16 protein-coding genes and 4 tRNA genes are annotated in these 17,086 nt (G+C 36.3%); 8 read left to right on the top strand and 12 right to left on the bottom strand.

The window, feature by feature from the left end; translation table 11 throughout:
* Positions 1–264 precede the first annotated feature (264 nt).
* On the bottom strand, positions 265–465 hold the full coding sequence (locus AC3DU7_RS03585) for a hypothetical protein (RefSeq protein WP_488037993.1): 201 nt from the start codon (positions 463–465) through the stop codon (positions 265–267).
* Positions 466–498: 33 nt separating this feature from the next.
* Positions 499–690, bottom strand: coding sequence for a hypothetical protein (locus AC3DU7_RS03580; RefSeq protein ID WP_488037992.1), 192 nt, complete (start codon positions 688–690; stop codon positions 499–501).
* A gap of 428 nt (positions 691–1,118) precedes the next feature.
* Between AC3DU7_RS03580 and AC3DU7_RS03575 the strand changes: the two genes are divergently transcribed.
* Positions 1,119–1,853, top strand: a complete 735-nt coding sequence (locus AC3DU7_RS03575; protein WP_488037991.1) for an SDR family NAD(P)-dependent oxidoreductase — start codon at positions 1,119–1,121, stop codon at positions 1,851–1,853.
* 168 nt (positions 1,854–2,021) lie between these two features.
* Positions 2,022–3,167, top strand: coding sequence for an AAA family ATPase (locus AC3DU7_RS03570; protein WP_488037990.1), 1,146 nt, complete (start codon positions 2,022–2,024; stop codon positions 3,165–3,167).
* 141 nt (positions 3,168–3,308) lie between these two features.
* On the opposite strand, the gene AC3DU7_RS03565 is transcribed toward AC3DU7_RS03570, so the two are convergent.
* The 7 genes from AC3DU7_RS03565 to AC3DU7_RS03535 form a co-directional block, all read right to left on the bottom strand.
* Positions 3,309–3,382: transfer RNA gene (locus AC3DU7_RS03565), tRNA-His, on the bottom strand.
* Between the two features lie 4 nt (positions 3,383–3,386).
* Positions 3,387–3,457 (bottom strand) — tRNA-Ala (locus AC3DU7_RS03560).
* Positions 3,458–3,462: 5 nt separating this feature from the next.
* Positions 3,463–3,957, bottom strand: coding sequence for a riboflavin biosynthesis intermediates N-glycosidase (gene ybiA / locus AC3DU7_RS03555; protein WP_488037989.1), 495 nt, complete (start codon positions 3,955–3,957; stop codon positions 3,463–3,465).
* A 375-nt stretch (positions 3,958–4,332) separates the two neighbouring features.
* Positions 4,333–4,405: transfer RNA gene (locus AC3DU7_RS03550), tRNA-Arg, on the bottom strand.
* 221 nt (positions 4,406–4,626) lie between these two features.
* A tRNA-Met gene (locus tag AC3DU7_RS03545) sits at positions 4,627–4,702 on the bottom strand.
* Between the two features lie 186 nt (positions 4,703–4,888).
* A complete protein-coding gene (locus AC3DU7_RS03540; RefSeq protein WP_488037988.1) occupies positions 4,889–5,251 on the bottom strand; it encodes an HNH endonuclease in 363 nt (120 codons plus the stop codon).
* 324 nt (positions 5,252–5,575) lie between these two features.
* Positions 5,576–6,541 carry a GNAT family N-acetyltransferase gene (locus AC3DU7_RS03535; RefSeq protein ID WP_488037987.1) on the bottom strand — a complete coding sequence of 322 codons (966 nt, stop codon included), beginning with the start codon at positions 6,539–6,541 and terminating at the stop codon, positions 5,576–5,578.
* A 278-nt stretch (positions 6,542–6,819) separates the two neighbouring features.
* On the opposite strand from AC3DU7_RS03535, the gene minC reads away from it, so the two are divergent.
* The 6 genes from minC to atpC all read left to right on the top strand — a co-directional run bounded on the left by minC (position 6,820) and on the right by atpC (position 14,122).
* Positions 6,820–7,602: a septum site-determining protein MinC gene (gene minC, locus AC3DU7_RS03530; RefSeq protein ID WP_488037986.1), complete on the top strand. Its 783-nt coding sequence runs from the start codon at positions 6,820–6,822 to the stop codon at positions 7,600–7,602.
* A gap of 812 nt (positions 7,603–8,414) precedes the next feature.
* Positions 8,415–9,221, top strand: coding sequence for a septum site-determining protein MinD (gene minD / locus AC3DU7_RS03525; protein WP_488037985.1), 807 nt, complete (start codon positions 8,415–8,417; stop codon positions 9,219–9,221).
* Positions 9,222–9,432: 211 nt separating this feature from the next.
* On the top strand, positions 9,433–9,711 hold the full coding sequence (gene minE / locus AC3DU7_RS03520) for a cell division topological specificity factor MinE (RefSeq protein ID WP_488037984.1): 279 nt from the start codon (positions 9,433–9,435) through the stop codon (positions 9,709–9,711).
* Positions 9,712–10,512: 801 nt separating this feature from the next.
* Complete coding sequence (locus AC3DU7_RS03515) at positions 10,513–11,748, top strand: RNA-guided endonuclease InsQ/TnpB family protein (protein ID WP_488037983.1); 1,236 nt, start codon at positions 10,513–10,515, stop codon at positions 11,746–11,748.
* Positions 11,749–11,811: 63 nt separating this feature from the next.
* Positions 11,812–13,266: a F0F1 ATP synthase subunit beta gene (gene atpD, locus AC3DU7_RS03510; protein WP_488037982.1), complete on the top strand. Its 1,455-nt coding sequence runs from the start codon at positions 11,812–11,814 to the stop codon at positions 13,264–13,266.
* A gap of 448 nt (positions 13,267–13,714) precedes the next feature.
* The gene (atpC, locus tag AC3DU7_RS03505) at positions 13,715–14,122 is read left to right on the top strand and encodes an ATP synthase F1 subunit epsilon (protein WP_488037981.1); all 408 of its coding nucleotides are present in this window, start codon (positions 13,715–13,717) and stop codon (positions 14,120–14,122) included.
* A 4-nt stretch (positions 14,123–14,126) separates the two neighbouring features.
* On the opposite strand, the gene AC3DU7_RS03500 is transcribed toward atpC, so the two are convergent.
* The 3 genes from AC3DU7_RS03500 to AC3DU7_RS03490 form a co-directional block, all read right to left on the bottom strand.
* The gene (locus tag AC3DU7_RS03500; RefSeq protein ID WP_488037980.1) at positions 14,127–14,423 is read right to left on the bottom strand and encodes a DUF7734 family protein; all 297 of its coding nucleotides are present in this window, start codon (positions 14,421–14,423) and stop codon (positions 14,127–14,129) included.
* A gap of 800 nt (positions 14,424–15,223) precedes the next feature.
* Positions 15,224–15,844 carry a DUF3177 family protein gene (locus AC3DU7_RS03495; protein ID WP_488037979.1) on the bottom strand — a complete coding sequence of 207 codons (621 nt, stop codon included), beginning with the start codon at positions 15,842–15,844 and terminating at the stop codon, positions 15,224–15,226.
* 207 nt (positions 15,845–16,051) lie between these two features.
* Positions 16,052–16,279: a CP12 domain-containing protein gene (locus AC3DU7_RS03490; protein ID WP_488037978.1), complete on the bottom strand. Its 228-nt coding sequence runs from the start codon at positions 16,277–16,279 to the stop codon at positions 16,052–16,054.
* Between the last annotated feature and the right edge of the window lie 807 nt (positions 16,280–17,086).

The raw sequence follows: 17,086 nt of genomic DNA, 5'->3' as shown, positions 1-17,086 counted from the left end.
TCTATCCATTGAGCTACATTCCCTAAAAATAGTGGGAATGATAGGAGTCGAACCTATAACCTTTGGTTTCGTAGACCAAAATGTATGTACGCTTCATCAGTTAGGGTGCGGAACATAACGAAGTCAGAAGTCAGAAGTTAGAAGTCAGAAGTTGTTTTTGTCACGGGGATTAGAGCAACGCTCCAAAAACATAACGCCTAACAAGGCGGGGTTTTAGACCCAATTTTTTTTGATAAGATATTTCTATTAATAAGGAAGCTTTATTTAACCGTAAACTGCTTCAGGACGAACAATTAAATCCCCACTGGGACGATGGTCTAAAACGTAGGAATTAAAGCGTTCTTTACCCACATCAAAATATTGAGCTAGGCGTTCTTTAATAGCATTTTCTGTCATATTTTCTCTGATGCCCAATTGATTTTCTGTAACATCATAAGAACGTCCTTCAAATCTAACATGAACCATATCACCACCTCCTAATTTTTTGAATATTATTTTTTACAACATGAATCGTCTTTCTAGATGATATTCTTCTTGAAGTTTACTAATTTCTTTTGTTGTTTTATTTGAGAAAGCAGAATATTTTTCCGATTGATTTTCTGCTTTTTTTGGGTTGATAAAATGCCGATAATATTGAAAATTACCAGATTTAAACCAACCTAAAATTCCATGAGTGTAAAGTAATAGCATGGGTAATTCAGGTTTCGTGTAATACCTGATGGATATTGGTGAAAATTCCGATTAATTATTTAGTTTTCAAGGTGCAGATATGGCTTTTTTGTCTAGAGGTTATTTACTTCTCCTTTGACTGCCACATTTATATGCTACATAAATAATACATAAAGTGTCAAGGGGGTAGGATAATTTTTTTTTCTGGATGTTTAAAGCTATTTATATCAATAGATACAGGCATCTTTTAGTTAGTAAAATGGAGATATTCATCCAAAAAATTGTCATAAAATCTAAAATCTAAATTTATCAGAAAAGAGAGAGTAGGGACGTAGGGAGCAGGAAGTAGGGAACCCACTCCTAACCCCTCCCAGGAAGGGAAAGAATTTATGATTTCTGTGGGATAATGATTTTATTGGAGATATCTAATAGTTTTAGGAAGAACTAAGATGAGCGAAAAATTTGCAGCAGTTGTCATAGGTGTTGGTTCAGAAGAAGGTTTAGGTGCAACACTTGCTAAATATTTTGCTAAAAAAGGTTTGCACGTTTTTGTTGCTGGTCGTAGTGAAGATAAACTACAGTTAATTGTGGAAAAAATCACACAACAAGGGAGTACCGCAACTGCTGTTGTTACTGATGCGACAGTCGAACAGGATGTCGAACAACTGTTTGCAGTTGTGGAAAAAGCAGGTTATCGTCTCGATCTTGCCGTCTACAACGCTGGTAACAATATTCCTGCACCCCTATTAGAAACAGACAGCGAAACCTTTATCAACCTTTGGCAACAAAATTGTTTTGGTGGATTTTTATTTGGAAAACAAGCGATCGCTACCATGAAAAAGCGACAACAAGGTACTCTGATTTTTACAGGAGCGACTGCTTCATTAAGAGGAAAACCACCTTTTACAGCTTTCGGAGTCGCAAAAGCAGGTTTGAGAGCTTTAGCTCAAGGGATGGCGCGAGAATTTGGTTCCCAAGGTATTCATGTTGCTCATGTCATTATTGATGGTGTCATTGATGGGGAAAAGTCTCGCACAAAGTTCCCAAATTTTGTTTCTCAAAAAGGTGAGGAAGGTTTATTACAACTTGAAGCTATTGCGGAAACGTATTGGGCAATTCATCAACAACATTCGAGTGCATGGACTCACGAACTTGATTTAAGACCATTCAAAGAATCTTTTTAAAGAGTACAAAATTAACTCAAAAATCAAGATTTAAAAGTTAAGATAAATAGTTTTAGATAAATAACTTTTTTTACATCAAAAAAAGCATTTTTCCATCTTGTTTAGTATTGCATAATGGCAAGATACTAAAAGTGCTTTCTTCTTTTTTCCAAATTATTAATTCTGCCAATGCTAAAAAAACTTTATGTCAACAACTTTAAATGTCTGGTTAACTTTGAAATTGAATTCTCAAATATAAATTTACTACTAGGAGCAAATGGTTCGGGAAAAACAACAGTTTTTGAAGTTTTGCATAAACTCCAAAAATTTATCTTAGGAGAATTTGAAACTACGGGAAAATATTATCAAACCTCAGAAATTTTTCATCAGCAAGATTTAACTAGATGGCAAAACTCATCTATCCAGAGATTTGAATTAGAAATTGCAGGAAATGGAGGCACATATTTATATATTCTAGAAATAGAATATCAAGATAATTCCATTCCCAGAATGGGTTATGAAGAATTGATCTTTAACGAAGAACCTATATTTGGCTTTAGTATCAAGAGTATTGCCCAAGGATTTCCTACAGCAAAAGTAGAAGACCAAGATTCCAAAGACTGCTTAAATATTCTTAGATATTTTGATTACTCACGCTCAGGAGTATGTTTTATTCCTGAAATATCAAAGCATGAAAAACTTGCTTCCTTTAAAAAGCTAGTTGCCAATCTTTTTATTGTTCAAATAAATCCTTTTGCCATAACGGCAGACAGTCATCAAGAAGCAAAACATCCTTATAGAAATATGTCAAACTATGCTGCTTGGTATAGTCATTTATCTCAAGATTTTTTGAATGAAATACTTCAACTTACACAAGAATTACAAGAAATAATCAAAGGTTTTAATTCTTTCCAAAATCAAAAATCTGGAGAAATAAGAATTCTTTCAGCAATTTTTAATCTTCCTAATAAAACATCTTATAAACTCAACGAATTATCAGAAGGTCAAAAAACATTAATAGCCCTATATACCTTACTATTTTGTACTCCAGAAACCGATTGTACTTTATGTATTGATGAACCCGAAAATTTTCTAGCTTTACCAGAAATACAACCTTGGCTGATGAAACTTTTTGACTATTGTCAGTCGAATCAAAAACAAGCATTATTAATTTCCCATCACCCATCTTTAATTAACTATTTAGCTAGTAATTCAGGTTATTGGTTTGAAAGACAAGAGAATCAACCTGTGCGGGTACAGAAAATTGTTGAAGAAAATGAAGAAGGTTTATCCATTGCCAAACTAATAGAGCTTAGATGGATTTATGATGATTGAAAAAAAGTCAGAATATTATGAAAATAAATATAGTAATTTCTATCGTGATTCTGACTCTTTACTCCTAAAGTATCATTATTAAAAATGACTAAAGTAACAATTTTAAACGATTACAATTACATTAGAAATTATATTCATTAGGGTGTCTGACGAGACTTGAACTCGCTTTCTCCGGTGTCACAAACCGACGTTTCGACCACTTCAACCTCAGACACCAGATGGAAACTAGGGGATTTGAACCCCTACCACGACTGTGCAAGAGTCGTATGCTACCATTACACCAAGTACCCTTTTATTAAATTGATAATTTTTTAATTTGAGTTGCGATAGTGCTACACACCGCTACGCGATAGCGCAATTTTTCACGAACCGCCATTAAAATCAGTCCTAACTTATTTTTACCCGTACCATCTTTACCACAACCCCAATAATAATCACTAGGTGAATTCTCCATAATCAACTCATCACCTGTAGACATCAGAATTTCCCGAATATCACCATGAGTTTCAAATTTCTTTAATACACCCCCTTCCATGATTGCATCTTTGACTTTTTCCCAATCTGGTCGTAGAGGATATTTTCTACTGCGCCCCATTTTTGCTGCCTCTTTTGGGGTTTTGACTTCCCGAATTTTATCAAACCACAGACGGTCTGTAGTAGCAAACTTCTGGGCTTGAAAATAATGTTCGTTCGTCGGCCACCAAAACCCATCTAGTTCAAAACCATGTCGGGAAAAGTTAGAAAAGCAACCATAAATTTTTGTACGAACACCGTAAAAATAAATAGGCATAATTAATTATTTGAGGTTTAAATCAGCAATTTTTCCTTCTTCCCTCTTCCTTCTGCTATATATTGCAAATTGTCCAGCGTGCAAGTTATCAGAGCGTTTTCTGCGCTTTCTCAGTTACTAGGGGAACTCCGCCGATGAGTTTTCTGAACACACTCTTTAAAGGATTGCTACTTCTAAAGCCCACCTCTCGGGTTCTTCGTACTCCCCGTTCTCACGCGCCCACCGTGTTTAACAATGTTACTATTCCTCTCGTACTAAGTATGTAAGCTCTAAATGTTGGGTCACGCTAAGAACAATTCACGGGTTGGTTTTAAATAAAGTCAATGAAAATAACCTCCTTTTTTAGTTGTACATTTTGAACATTAATTTGTTCAACGCCTCCACCAGGACTTGAACCTGGAACCTTCACTTTAGAAGAGTGTTGTTCTATCCATTGAGCTATGGAAGCTTAACGAAGTCAGAAGTTAGAAGTCAGAAGTCAGAAGTTAACCCACCCCTAACCACTCCCAGGAGGGAAAGTAGGGGATTTGAGCAAGGCTCCAAAAATATTACGCCTTAAAAGGCGGGGTTTTAGACCCATGTTGTTTTGATAATACTCCTGGCGAGATTTGCACTCATAAGAAGACTTTACAAGAATCTTATGTAACTTAGGAACATAAAACCTGCGTTTGGTGGCGGAGGTGAGAGTTGCACTCACTGATTTTTAGGGTATGAACCTAATAAGCCACTCTTGCTTCATCTCCGCTCAGTTATCAGTTATCAGTTGTCACCAATACTCCTGATATCATGTCCGCACTTTATCGTTTATGTAAACCCAAGGTTGAATAGGTACAGGAAATTTAAGTTTTTTCTTGCTCAATAGTCTTCCTAACTCTTCCTTCTTCCTTACCTTTATTGAAGCTATTTTCCCGATCACTCATAATAAAAATTCTTACCTTTGACGATGTACTTGTATCCTTTTATTTGAGTTTTGCTTGCTTACCCACAACAGAAAATTTTGCATTTGTGGTTCATTCTTCAGTTTTTCAACATTGTTTAACTCTTTTGCTAAACGCTTGTTATCAAAGAAAGCATGAATTTGCCGATGACAGGCCGAACAAATATCAATAGTGGGACCTGGGTTAATTTTTTTGCGTTTGGTGTTTTGTTTAGGAATTAGGTGATGGACGGTTAATTTTGCCATCTCTCTTTCACACAGTTCGCATTGCATAGAGGTGTGTTTTAATCTCTTAAATTTCTCTTTTTCTCTAACATTTACTCCTCCTTTTTCTACGGAAAATTTGTAATACGGCATTACGCGATTGCCAATCTTCCCAAAATCATCACTACCTTATATTACAATACAAGGTTGAATTTTCCAGATTTAGAGGCATTCCCATAACTGGCATAAATATATATTACATAATATATTACAAGATTGTCAAGGGGGTAGAGAAAAATTTTTGGTAGTCCTGTATCGTAATGGTGAATAATGGCTGAAATATAGACTATAGCCTTGTTTAATTCAACTTTAAGGCTAGGTCTCCTTGCCATATCCATCAGACCAAGAGAAAATAGAATATTCTATATTTCAAAGCTCCTGATTGTAGGGGTACTGATAACTGATAACTGAAATTACCTAAACTGACTTAATATAAGCTATCTGAGTATTAACCCTCCGGAAACCCACCGACTCATAAAGTCGCGTCGCACCCGAAAGATTATCTGCATCAACATACAACATCGCCGTTTCCATCCCCTCTGTTTTCAACAACTTCAGCGCCGACAATAAAATACCACGCCCTAATCCCTGTTTCCTGAAACCACGTCGGGTACCAAGGATACTAACTAAACCATCTTTGCGTTTATTCAACTCATTATTTTCTGGGTGAATCTGACAATCACACAAAGCAGCAAAAGTACCATCAGGCGCAACTGCAACTAAACTTAATTCCGATTGATATTTAGGGTCATTGAGTTTATCCTTCACAGATTTAACAGTAATATCTTGATGATTCCAATGATCGATAAATGTTTGATTAAACATTTCTGCCCAAGCTGCTGCATCTGCTTCATTTTCTATATGTTTTAGGGTGAAACCTTCTGGAAATTCAGCTTCTGGAATAGGGTCAGTAAGCGATCGCTCCATCGTCAGAAAATACCGCTCAATTTCAAAACTACTACTTTCTAACAAAGCTATTCGCTCGACATTATCGCCATGAGCGCCACACAGCACTTTGACTTTGACATTCCTTTCCCTACCCACTTCCCCCATTCGTCTTTCTCCCCACTCCAGAATTTGAGCTTCTAAATTATTGCCTTTACTCTGAGGGTCAACTCGAAACCACAAAATACCTGCAATATCTTCCCCTATTTCTGGAATCATCAATCCCGCAATAGCCATAACTTGACTGTTGCTATCTTCCCATAAACAAATATCGCGCTGCTTGTCTACAGACGGAGTTTCCAATTGCATGAGCATTTCTGCCGGAGAAGGCCATTCATTGAATTGATGAGCTGATTCACTACTATTTAGCAATTTAGCGATCGCTTCTAAATCTGTTTCACATCCATAACAACGAGGCGTTAATGTTTTGATGCTCATAATTACCTGATTGATTTAATTGCTAGTTCAAACAATAATTTATTTATAGCGCAATTGACTGTAATAAACGTGCAATATATTATATCATACTTCTAGCCCAGTATAATGAATAGCTGAAGTTTTTTTAGATACAAGTTACCTCATTGCTTTATCTTCATCTGCTGATAATCATCATCAAAAAGCAATAGAGATAGAGCAATAGCAAAACTCTTAACCAATAACTGATATGATAAGATGGTCTGGCCAAAAGAAAAATTAAAAGTAAAGTTCCATACTCTATGTCTTCTGATGATTCTATCTCAACAACTCCTGCTTTTACACCAGAAGTAAGTACCAACTTACAAGTCAGATTCAAAACAGAGGAAGGAAAATTGTTATTACTCTTGCCACCAGAATTTAATAATGGTGAGATAGAAAGTCCAACTGCTATGACCTGGACAGAAATTTGGCAACAGTTTAAGCAACGCCTCAACGCAGGAGAAAGATTTTGGCAGCCAAAAACAGAGGTACAGCTCATTGCTTTCGACCGCTTATTAGATACTCGTCAACTACAAGAAATAGCTGAAGCTCTTTCAGAAGTAGAGCTAGAATTAACAACAGTTCAAACTTCACGTCGCCAAACTGCTGTAGCAGCAGTCACAGTAGGCTATTCTGTAGAGCAAAAATCTGACATTATTACTCTCAACCAAGCTCCTACAGAAAAAGTTCAACCTATGTTTGAACCTTTATATTTACAGATGACCATTCGTTCCGGAGTAGAAATTCGGCACCCCGGTACGGTAATAATTGTAGGAGATGTTAATCCTGGTGGTTCTATTATTGCCGATGGAGATATTTTAGTGTGGGGCCGTTTACGAGGAATAGTCCACGCTGGTGCTAAAGGAAATTCTCAAAGTGTAATTATGACTTTACAGATGGAGCCAACTATTATTAGAATTGCAGAGCAAGTAGCTAGAGGGCCAGAAAAACCACCAGCTCAATTTTATCCTGAAGTTGCTTATGTGATGGATCGAGGGATTCGTATTAGTAGAATGGCAGACTTTGCTAAGATACGCCGTTAACGAAGTCAGAAGTCAGAAGTTAGAGGGAATTTATCAAAATAACATGGGTCTAAAACCCCACCTTTTAAGGCGCAATATTTTTGGAGCGGAGCTTAAATCCCCTACTTCCCCTCCTAGCTCCTCTCCTGGGAGGGACGGGGGTGGATGGGGTTAGGGGTGGGTTAACTTCTGACTTCTGACTTCTGACTTCTGACTTCGTTAAAGGAGGTAGTCAAATATTTTATCCCTTGATTTTTCTGCAACTATTTTGTCTTTATATCTTAAAATTTTTGGTTGCTCAGGCTTAAAAAGTTACACTTTTTGACAGCAAAAAAAAGCTAAAACCTATACCTGTAATTGCTTTTAGAGTCAATCGGTAAGCCCTAAGTTATGTCATAAAAAGTAAAGTAAGTCGAAAACTGATTCTTCTCTGACCGAAAAATTGTGGGTATGTGCCTTCCCTTTTAAGGGGATAAAAAAGAAAATATTCTCTATGTCAAGCCTCTTTATTGCAGAGGTACTGATAGCGTAGCTCCGACCATAGGAAGCTAACTGAAATGACACCCACCCAATCATAATGACAATTTTTAATCTCAACCTCTAGTGCCTGTACACAATTAATCTTTCTTGACAAAATCACAGTTTTAATATAATAAGAATAAGCTGATATTTATAAAGTTAACTTCAAATAGCAAATTTTTTTCAATTTATATATCTAAAAAAATTGGGTAATGAAATAATTATTATGCTGTTAGAAGCTTTAAACTTAATTTAAAATACTCAAATAATCTCTAAATTTTGACCATATACAATTTCTTAATTTCTAATAGCTTATGAGCAGAATTATTGTTGTTACTTCTGGTAAAGGTGGAGTGGGAAAAACTACTTGTACAGCTAACTTGGGCATGGCTTTAGCTCAAAAAGGTAGTCGAGTAGCCGTAGTTGATGCAGATTTCGGATTAAGAAATCTGGATTTACTACTAGGTTTAGAAAACAGAATAGTCTATACGGCAGTAGAGGTTTTAGCAGGAGAATGCCGCCTCGAACAAGCAGTAGTTAGGGATAAAAGACAACCTAGGTTGGCACTTTTACCTGCTGCTCAAAATCGAATGAAAGAGGTAGTTACCCCCCAACAAATGCAGGAGTTAGTCAATCTGTTAACACCAAAATATGACTATATTCTGATTGACTCTCCTGCTGGAATTGAACAAGGTTTTCAGAACGCGATCGCCCCTGCCCAAGAAGCTATAATTGTTACAACTCCAGAAATATCTGCCGTCCGTGACGCGGACAGGGTAATTGGCCTTCTAGAAGCTAATAATGTTAAGAATATCCATCTGATAGTTAATCGGATTAGACCTCAGATGGTCCAAGCTGATGAAATGATGTCAGTACAAGATGTAGAAGAAATTCTTGCTATCCCATTGATGGGAATTATTCCAGATGATGAGAAGGTAATTGTATCTACTAACCGAGGCGAACCTTTAGTATTAGCAGAAAATGTTTCTTTAGCAGGCTCAGAATTTGTTAATATTGCTCGTCGTTTAGATGGAGAAAAAGTAGATTTTATTGACCTAAATCCCCCAAAAGAAAATTTCTTTACTTGGCTGCGTAAATTATTGTCATCTAAAGTTGTTTAAAGTGGAAAAATTTAAGGAAGAAGGAAGAAGGAAGAGGGAAGAAGGAAGAGGGAAAAAGGAAAAATTGGATGGGGATAAGTCAACGACCTGCTATTTCGTGTCTTATAACCTAAATTAATAGATAACACCGTCTAGATGGCGGGGTATTAAACCCAAAAGAAAAAGAGCGCAATTTACTAAATAAATAAACTATTTAATTAACAATAAGCTAATGTTAAATGAAATTATAGAAAAACTTTTTTCTAGAAATACTTCTAGTAGTCGTAATGAAGTTAAGCGTCGTTTGAAGCTGGTTATCGCCCATGACCGTGCTGATATTAATCCAGAATTAATTGAAGCTATGAGAAAAGAAATTATGGAGGTAGTATCTCGGTATGTTGAAATAGATGACAGTGATTCAGAATTTTTGTTAGAAAATAATCAAAGAGCTACAGCATTAATAGCAAATTTGCCTATTAGACGTATTAAAGCTAAGTCAGATTCAGAATAGTTAAATTATTTCAGTAAGTAGCTGTACAAAATTAATTCAACAATTTTTAGGTAAAAAAATCGAGCGATCGCTAATTTCTTAAATCAATTTGACAAATATTTTCCGAGCAAAACATATATCAAAAGATTTGTTTGCAAAATTTGACAAAAATCACATCAAATGATAGAAAGCCAAAGTTTTATACAAAAAATTCCTCACCGAAAAAATTAATATCACCTTTGATGAACCCTTCAGTGATACTCTAAAAAATGATAGTGGAACTTGTTCGGTTGAAAGGCCAAAGTAAGAAGCCCGGGTCAGCACCCTGCTCTCAAGAGCTATCCCTAATAAGGAATTCCTTAAACCTTGATGGGAGGGTGGGGAAGATAGGGAGGTGTGGGGAGTGTGGGGAGTAAGAATCTTCAAAAAAACGTATTTTTCAATACACTTTTCTGAGGAAAAAGCTTCTCAAACGAATTACACATAACTTCTCACTAATGTCTACGTTTTATGTTAAGAAAGATGTTTATAAAGCGTAGTCTCAAGAGACGGGGTATCATGCCTCTGGCTTTAGGTAGCTGACCAGCCTAAGTTCCCACGAAAACTACGTTATCGGCAAGAGTTAAAGTTCCTACCCGGAAATGCTTGCCATTTCCCTGCTCTAAAACTACGGCATTAACACAGTTTGACGAGTGGGTAAAGACAGAAGGAAAAACTTATCTAAAGTTTATCAAACTTACTCATAACTATAGCTATCAAACTAAAATGAGTAATTTTGTTCAGTCGTCTATCCATTGAATCGTTATCAGTTACAATTAAGGTATGAAGCTAGTTGAACGTCATATTATTACCAAATCGCATTATTTGTGGTCAGAAATTGACCACAAGGCTTTTCTGTCAAAAAATCTGTTCAATTTAGCCAATTACTATTATCGCCAATATTTCTTTGAAAACAAAAAGAAATTAAATTTTAATGAACTTTATCACAAGGTATCTAAAAGTGACGATTATCAAGCTTTACCTACCAAAGTTAGCAAGCAAATAATCAGGAGATTAGACTTAGCTTGGAGTAGTTATTTTTCAGCCTTAAGAGAGTGGAAAAAACAGCCAAATAAATTTTTAGGGAAACCAAAAATCCCCAAATATAAACATAAGACAAAAGGCCGAAATCTTCTGCCCTATCCAGATGAATCAATTTCTAAAAAAGCCTTAAAAAAAGGAATTTGTCATCTGTCAATGAGTGAAATAAAAATCCCCACTTTACAGACAGAAATAATAGAAACCAGAATTATCCCCAAAAGTAGCTGTTACGTAATAGAAATCGTCTATGAAAAAGCGGAGGAAATAACAGAAAACAAACAAATAGCAGGAATAGATTTAGGAGTAAATAACTTAATAGCTGTAACTACAAATCAAACAGGAACTGTACCTCTATTGATTAAAGGCAGACCATTAAAAGCTATTAACACCTTTTATAATAAACAACGCTCTTATTTACAATCTCAATTACAAACCAGCCACAATCAAAGTAATTCTCATCGGTTAAAAAAATTAACTCACAAACGAAATTGTCGAGTAGAAAACTATCTCCATACAGCAAGTAAAAGAGTAATAGATTGGTGTATAAACCATGAAATAGGAATCTTAGTTATTGGGCAGAATCAGAATTGGAAACAGGAGATAAAATTAGGAAAAAAGAACAATCAACAATTTGTGAGTATTCCTCACTATAGGTTAATAGAGATGTTAAGATATAAAGCCCAACTAAGAGGAATAAAAGTAATAATTACCGAAGAATCTTATACATCTCAATCAAGCTGCTTAGATGGGGATAATTTGCCTAAATATGGAGAACAAAAACCGAAATTCAGTGGAAAAAGAGTAACAAGAGGGTTGTATCAAACTAGAGAAAATAAATTATTAAATGCAGATGTAAATGGGTCATTTAATATAATAAAAAAAGTAATTCCTGATGTCTTTGACCAAGGAATAAAGGGTTTGCCGTTTAACCCTGTGGTGGTCGATCCACTACGAACAACTAAGCTTTCAGATTTTTAAGTAAATTTGAGTTGAGCGGTAAATTAATTTGGATAGCTAAATAAACATATAGACGTAAATAGAATGGTAAGCACCGCAGAAAAAACAAACGTAGGACAAATCACTCAAATTATCGGTCCAGTTGTAGATGCTAAATTCCCTAGTGGAAATCTTCCAGAAATCTACAATGCCCTAACAATTAAAGGTCAGAATGAAGCTGGACAAGATGTTTCAGTAACCTGTGAAGTACAACAACTTCTAGGTGACAACCAAGTAAGGGCTGTGTCCATGAGTAGCACAGATGGCCTTGTTCGTGGTATGGAGGTAGTGGACACTGGAGCGGCAATTAGCGTACCTGTCGGCACTGCTACTCTAGGTAGAATATTTAACGTGATTGGGGAACCAGTAGACGAATTAGGCCCAGTGGGAACTGAGGAGAAATCTGCTATTCACCGTGAATCTCCTAAATTAGTAGAGCTAGAAACTAAGCCTTCCGTTTTTGAAACAGGTATTAAAGTTGTAGACCTACTAGCTCCCTATCGTCGTGGTGGAAAAATTGGGTTATTTGGTGGTGCGGGTGTAGGTAAAACCGTTATCATCATGGAATTAATTAATAACATCGCTAAAGCCCACGGTGGAGTATCTGTTTTTGGTGGCGTGGGAGAGCGGACTCGTGAAGGAAATGACCTTTACAATGAAATGATTGAGTCTGGAGTAATTAACCCAGACAACCTTTCTGACTCTAAAGTGGCCTTGGTTTACGGTCAGATGAACGAACCACCAGGAGCAAGAATGCGTGTAGGTCTATCTGCTCTAACAATGGCGGAATATTTCCGGGATGTTAGTAAGCAAGACGTACTACTTTTCATTGATAACATCTTCCGGTTTGTACAAGCAGGTTCTGAAGTATCTGCACTTCTTGGAAGAATGCCATCTGCGGTGGGATATCAACCTACCTTGGGTACAGAGATGGGTGAATTGCAAGAAAGAATTACATCCACAAAAGAAGGTTCTATTACTTCTATTCAAGCAGTATATGTACCTGCGGATGACTTGACAGACCCTGCACCTGCTACGACCTTCGCTCACCTAGACGCAACTACAGTATTGTCAAGGGGACTTGCTTCTAAGGGTATTTACCCAGCAGTTGACCCCTTAAACTCTACATCTACTATGTTGCAACCAAGCGTAGTGGGCGATGACCATTACGGTGTGGCTCGTTCAGTACAATCTACACTACAAAGGTACAAAGAACTTCAGGATATTATCGCTATCTTAGGTTTGGACGAATTATCTGAAGATGACCGTCTAGTAGTAGCTCGCGCTCGTAAGATAGAGCGTTTCTTATCTCAACCTTTCTTTGTAGCTGAAGTATTTACAGGTTCTCCTGGTCAATATGTGAAGCTCGAAGATACTATGAAAGGCTTCAAAATGATTTTATCTGGTGAACTTGATGAGTTACCAGAACAAGCTTTCTACATGGTGGGAGGTATCGATCAAGTAATTGCCAAAGCTGAAAAAATGAAGGCAGAAGCATAGTCTGACTGGCTATGTTGGTCGTTAGTTGGCGAAAAAATGTTGACAGTTGGCTTGTTAGTTATCGATGCTGAGACCTACTAGTCAACTGGTAACTTGGTAACTAAGACAATTGAAAAAGGCAGAAGGCAGAAGGCAGAAGGCAGAAGGGGCAAGTCAACAGGATATTCATACCCCTCCTGACCAAAAAAAGAAGGTCTCAAGCATCCCATTTCAAGGGTATGAAAAAAGATCGACTATCAGTATTTCAAGCCACTGGCTTTAGCTAGAGGTACTGATAACTGATAACTGATAACTGATAACTGAAATGACTTGGAGATAATGAACTTTCGTTCAGTGAGGCTTTTAAACCCTTGTTCTATTTGGTCGCAGCAGAAGACAGGCAAAAGAAACTTTCAGCGTATCTGCCCTCTGCCTTCCCCCGAAAAAATAAACAAAAAATGATTGACAAATGACATTAACTGTGCGTGTAATATCTCCCGACAAGACAGTTTGGGACTCAGAAGCTCAAGAAGTAATCTTACCTAGTACAACAGGTCAATTAGGAATTTTAGGTGGACACGCTCCTATGTTAACTGCTCTTGATACAGGAGTAATGAGAGTTCGTCCTCAGAAAGATTGGGTAGCGATCGCTCTGATGGGTGGTTTTGCTCAAGTAGAAGCAGATGAAGTGACGATACTAGTTAATGGTGCGGAAAAAGGAGACACTATTGACAAGGAAGAAGCTCGTATAGCTTACAACGAGGCTGAGTCTAGTCTGGAAAAAGCTGAAAACGGCGATCTACAAGCAAAAATTAAGGCTAAACAAGCCTTAAAGCGAGCTAGAGCGCGTCTGCAAGCTTCTGGTGGAGTTAACTAAACTACTAAATTCCCATTTCTGCAAGCAGGGACTGCATTTGTTCTCTATTCAGTCCCTGTTTAATATAAGTAGGTGATTCTGGATTATAGGGACTAGCAACCAAATCGATACTAAGAATTTTAGCTGTTTCTGGTAATACTGGTATATCTGGGTCGAAAGCTGTAGGTTTCATTAGAGAACTAGAAAAACCTTTAAAAATAGCTATTTCATCTGGTTCTCCATCAATTTCAACCTTAACTATTAATACTTCATTCGGTTTTTTAATTGTGTATTGTTCCAAACGATGAGAAATGCTATTCATTTCTTTATTAATTGATAAAGGCACTCTGTATAATATCACTGAATAACTTTCAGTAGATAGTTAAACAATTAATTCTTAATTAGGGTTTGCTGAAAAAGTATAAGTGGTAAGGGTAGGAGTCAGAATCGGTGAATCGGTGAAGTCAGGAGAAATGGGAATTATAGAAGAGGTAGGAGTCAGAATCGTCCCTTGATTGTTCTTCCGATATCTGGCCCAAAATAGGCTCCTTTTTGAGCAATTAGAGCTAAAAACTAGGTACTTTTTCAAGACCTAAAAAGGCACTTACCTTTATATGCAAATACTTTTAGATTTATTCAGCAATCCCTAATTATTTACTATCCTTAAAAAGCATAGGATTAGCCAGTATTTTTTTCTTTATTTCTTCTTTAAATAGGGTTTGCTGAATAAAGTTTTTTTGCAAGGGCAGGAGCCATAATTTCAGTTTGTCATGCTACGCAAACAGAATCGGTGAAGTCAGGAGAAATGGGAATTATAGAAGAGGTAGGAGTCAGAATCGTCCCTTGATTGTTCTGCCATAATCATCTCAAAATACTAGCTTTTTGAGCCTTTTCCACCGAAAAACTGCTAATCAAAAAATTCTACAACCAATATTAGTCAATGCTTTGAGATTTAATCAGCAAGCCCTAAATAAAAGCCTTTCAACCTTAATTATTCGATAAAATTTGCTTTATTCTATTCCTTATAGCAAATTCACTTTTACTCAAATGATTTTAAAAAAAAATCTAATTCTTTTTAAGTAGAAGTAATTATTAATTGTTAATTATTAATTATTAATTATATTAATTGCCTGTTGCCGATCGCCCCTGTTTTTGTAACTTAACCAAAACAAAATAACAGAGAAAAATTGTATAGAGAATTAATCCGGCAAACCCCAAGAAACCAATAAATTCTTGAGGCCAGTCTGGATGGAAAATTTGTTTAAATAACCATGGAGGGTCTAGCCAAACATTACAAAATGAATCTTCAAGTAAATCATTGCGGGATTTAAAAGCGCACGTCAAAAAAGGAATCTGGAATAATGCTCCGATTAAATTATAAAAAGTAGTAGCCCAACGCCAAGAAGTTAAACTAGCCTTCAGAGGAGAATTGCGTAATTCTCGAATTTCCTCATTCAAATCTACCCAAAACCACAAAGATATAGGAATTAAAATTCGAGCGATTAATGATGTTAAAAAACTGATAGGTACTGCTGCAATCATTAAGTAAACAGTAATTGCCAATAAACTAGAAACTCGCCAATAAGTAATCAACAAACGTTGAATAGCTTCAGATTTTTTGAAAAAAGCCCAAATCAAAATAAATAGGGGTAGTACCACAGTAAATAATACCGCTAGCCTATAGTCCATCCAGACCCAAATTTCCAATCCAGATGTGATGGCCATGGGTACAAAATTTAACATAATTAGTAACTTATAAAAATAGTAACTTTTAAATATTTACCTAATAATCGTAATTAACTTGAAAAAGTTATTTATGGTATATTTTTTTCTAATGATAAGCAACTGAATTAATAAGTTAAATATTTCAGTTGCTTATCAGCTAAACATTAATATCTTTAAAATTTAATAAGCTACGATCAAATAGCTTATTAAATCAATGAATTAGTTCTAGTTGTCGTATACTCGACACTCAACAGCCTCAGGATTATTATCGCAATAATTTTCCAAGGAATTTGAAGACTTGTTTTGCTTTTGATGAGAAGCTTCAGCTTGAAGCTCTTCTACTACGTCCCAAGCTGCTGCACATTCCTTGGAAGTAGCACCAGAAGCATCACAAGTGTTACGAGCTTGTTCGCGCTCTTGCTCAATTTTTTCCTCAATGTTGTTATTAGTCATAGTTTTTTATTCTTAACTTAACTTACTACCTACGATTTGTGACGTTTTCCTACATCAAACATCAAATCAAAGATTATGATGTATGCTTCCCAACCTCACGGATAGGGTTTTCTGTTTTGCTGGCGCAACGCTGCGCGTTACATGTCGCGCAGCGAAACACAGGCAGTGTAACCACTTAACCCTCAGCAGACAGAGACGATAAGATCCACCGCCTTTTTATACTAAACAATTCTGTACTCCGGAAAGTTCCCTCAAGAGTTTTACCTTTTCACCGGTTGAGCGCCAACTTAATTTGTTTTCATGGTTCTCTCAGGTGCGTATTACCGCTACTCTTGATATAATGAGAATACAAAAAAAGCACACAATGCAAGAAATAAGCGGACGCTACGCGGTTTATTTGTTGGTCGGCAATTCCCTTCCCGTTAACATTTGTATAACGGGATACCCCTTACCTACATCATAGTTGGGACACAATTCCTCAATATAAAATCAAGGGTAAGAAATTGAAAAACAGGTCATGTAATAGAGACAAATTAAAATATTACCTCTTTATCATTTATATATGCTATGAGATATTCCCAACCAAATGATCTTGATATTTTAAGATTCATTGACCAAAAAATCAATTTTTAAGAATGTGTAAATGTCCAGATTGCTTAACAATACTTAATATATTAACATAACTGAAACAATAAGCTGTTTGATAAGTAAAATTTATGGGCATTGCTGAATTAAGGTATGAAAGTAGGTTTATAGGGAACAGGGAACAGGGAACAGGGAACAGGGAACAGTTAATATTAACAAGTA

Source organism: Okeania sp. (assembly GCF_983059655.1).
Note: the sequence above shows the minus strand (reverse complement) of the source record. Positions and strands in the feature narration are given on the sequence as shown.

Coding starts and splice junctions, on each gene's coding strand:
- minC (WP_488037986.1), top strand. CDS start 6,820: ATGTCTTCTGATGATTCTATCTCAACAACTCCTGCTTTTACACCAGAA.
- AC3DU7_RS03515 (WP_488037983.1), top strand. CDS start 10,513: ATGAAGCTAGTTGAACGTCATATTATTACCAAATCGCATTATTTGTGG.
- AC3DU7_RS03490 (WP_488037978.1), bottom strand. CDS start 16,279: ATGACTAATAACAACATTGAGGAAAAAATTGAGCAAGAGCGCGAACAA.
- minD (WP_488037985.1), top strand. CDS start 8,415: ATGAGCAGAATTATTGTTGTTACTTCTGGTAAAGGTGGAGTGGGAAAA.
- AC3DU7_RS03500 (WP_488037980.1), bottom strand. CDS start 14,423: ATGAATAGCATTTCTCATCGTTTGGAACAATACACAATTAAAAAACCG.
- AC3DU7_RS03535 (WP_488037987.1), bottom strand. CDS start 6,541: ATGAGCATCAAAACATTAACGCCTCGTTGTTATGGATGTGAAACAGAT.
- atpC (WP_488037981.1), top strand. CDS start 13,715: ATGACATTAACTGTGCGTGTAATATCTCCCGACAAGACAGTTTGGGAC.
- minE (WP_488037984.1), top strand. CDS start 9,433: ATGTTAAATGAAATTATAGAAAAACTTTTTTCTAGAAATACTTCTAGT.
- ybiA (WP_488037989.1), bottom strand. CDS start 3,957: ATGCCTATTTATTTTTACGGTGTTCGTACAAAAATTTATGGTTGCTTT.
- AC3DU7_RS03495 (WP_488037979.1), bottom strand. CDS start 15,844: ATGTTAAATTTTGTACCCATGGCCATCACATCTGGATTGGAAATTTGG.
- AC3DU7_RS03580 (WP_488037992.1), bottom strand. CDS start 690: ATGCTATTACTTTACACTCATGGAATTTTAGGTTGGTTTAAATCTGGT.
- AC3DU7_RS03570 (WP_488037990.1), top strand. CDS start 2,022: ATGCTAAAAAAACTTTATGTCAACAACTTTAAATGTCTGGTTAACTTT.
- AC3DU7_RS03540 (WP_488037988.1), bottom strand. CDS start 5,251: ATGCCGTATTACAAATTTTCCGTAGAAAAAGGAGGAGTAAATGTTAGA.
- AC3DU7_RS03575 (WP_488037991.1), top strand. CDS start 1,119: ATGAGCGAAAAATTTGCAGCAGTTGTCATAGGTGTTGGTTCAGAAGAA.
- atpD (WP_488037982.1), top strand. CDS start 11,812: ATGGTAAGCACCGCAGAAAAAACAAACGTAGGACAAATCACTCAAATT.
- AC3DU7_RS03585 (WP_488037993.1), bottom strand. CDS start 465: ATGGTTCATGTTAGATTTGAAGGACGTTCTTATGATGTTACAGAAAAT.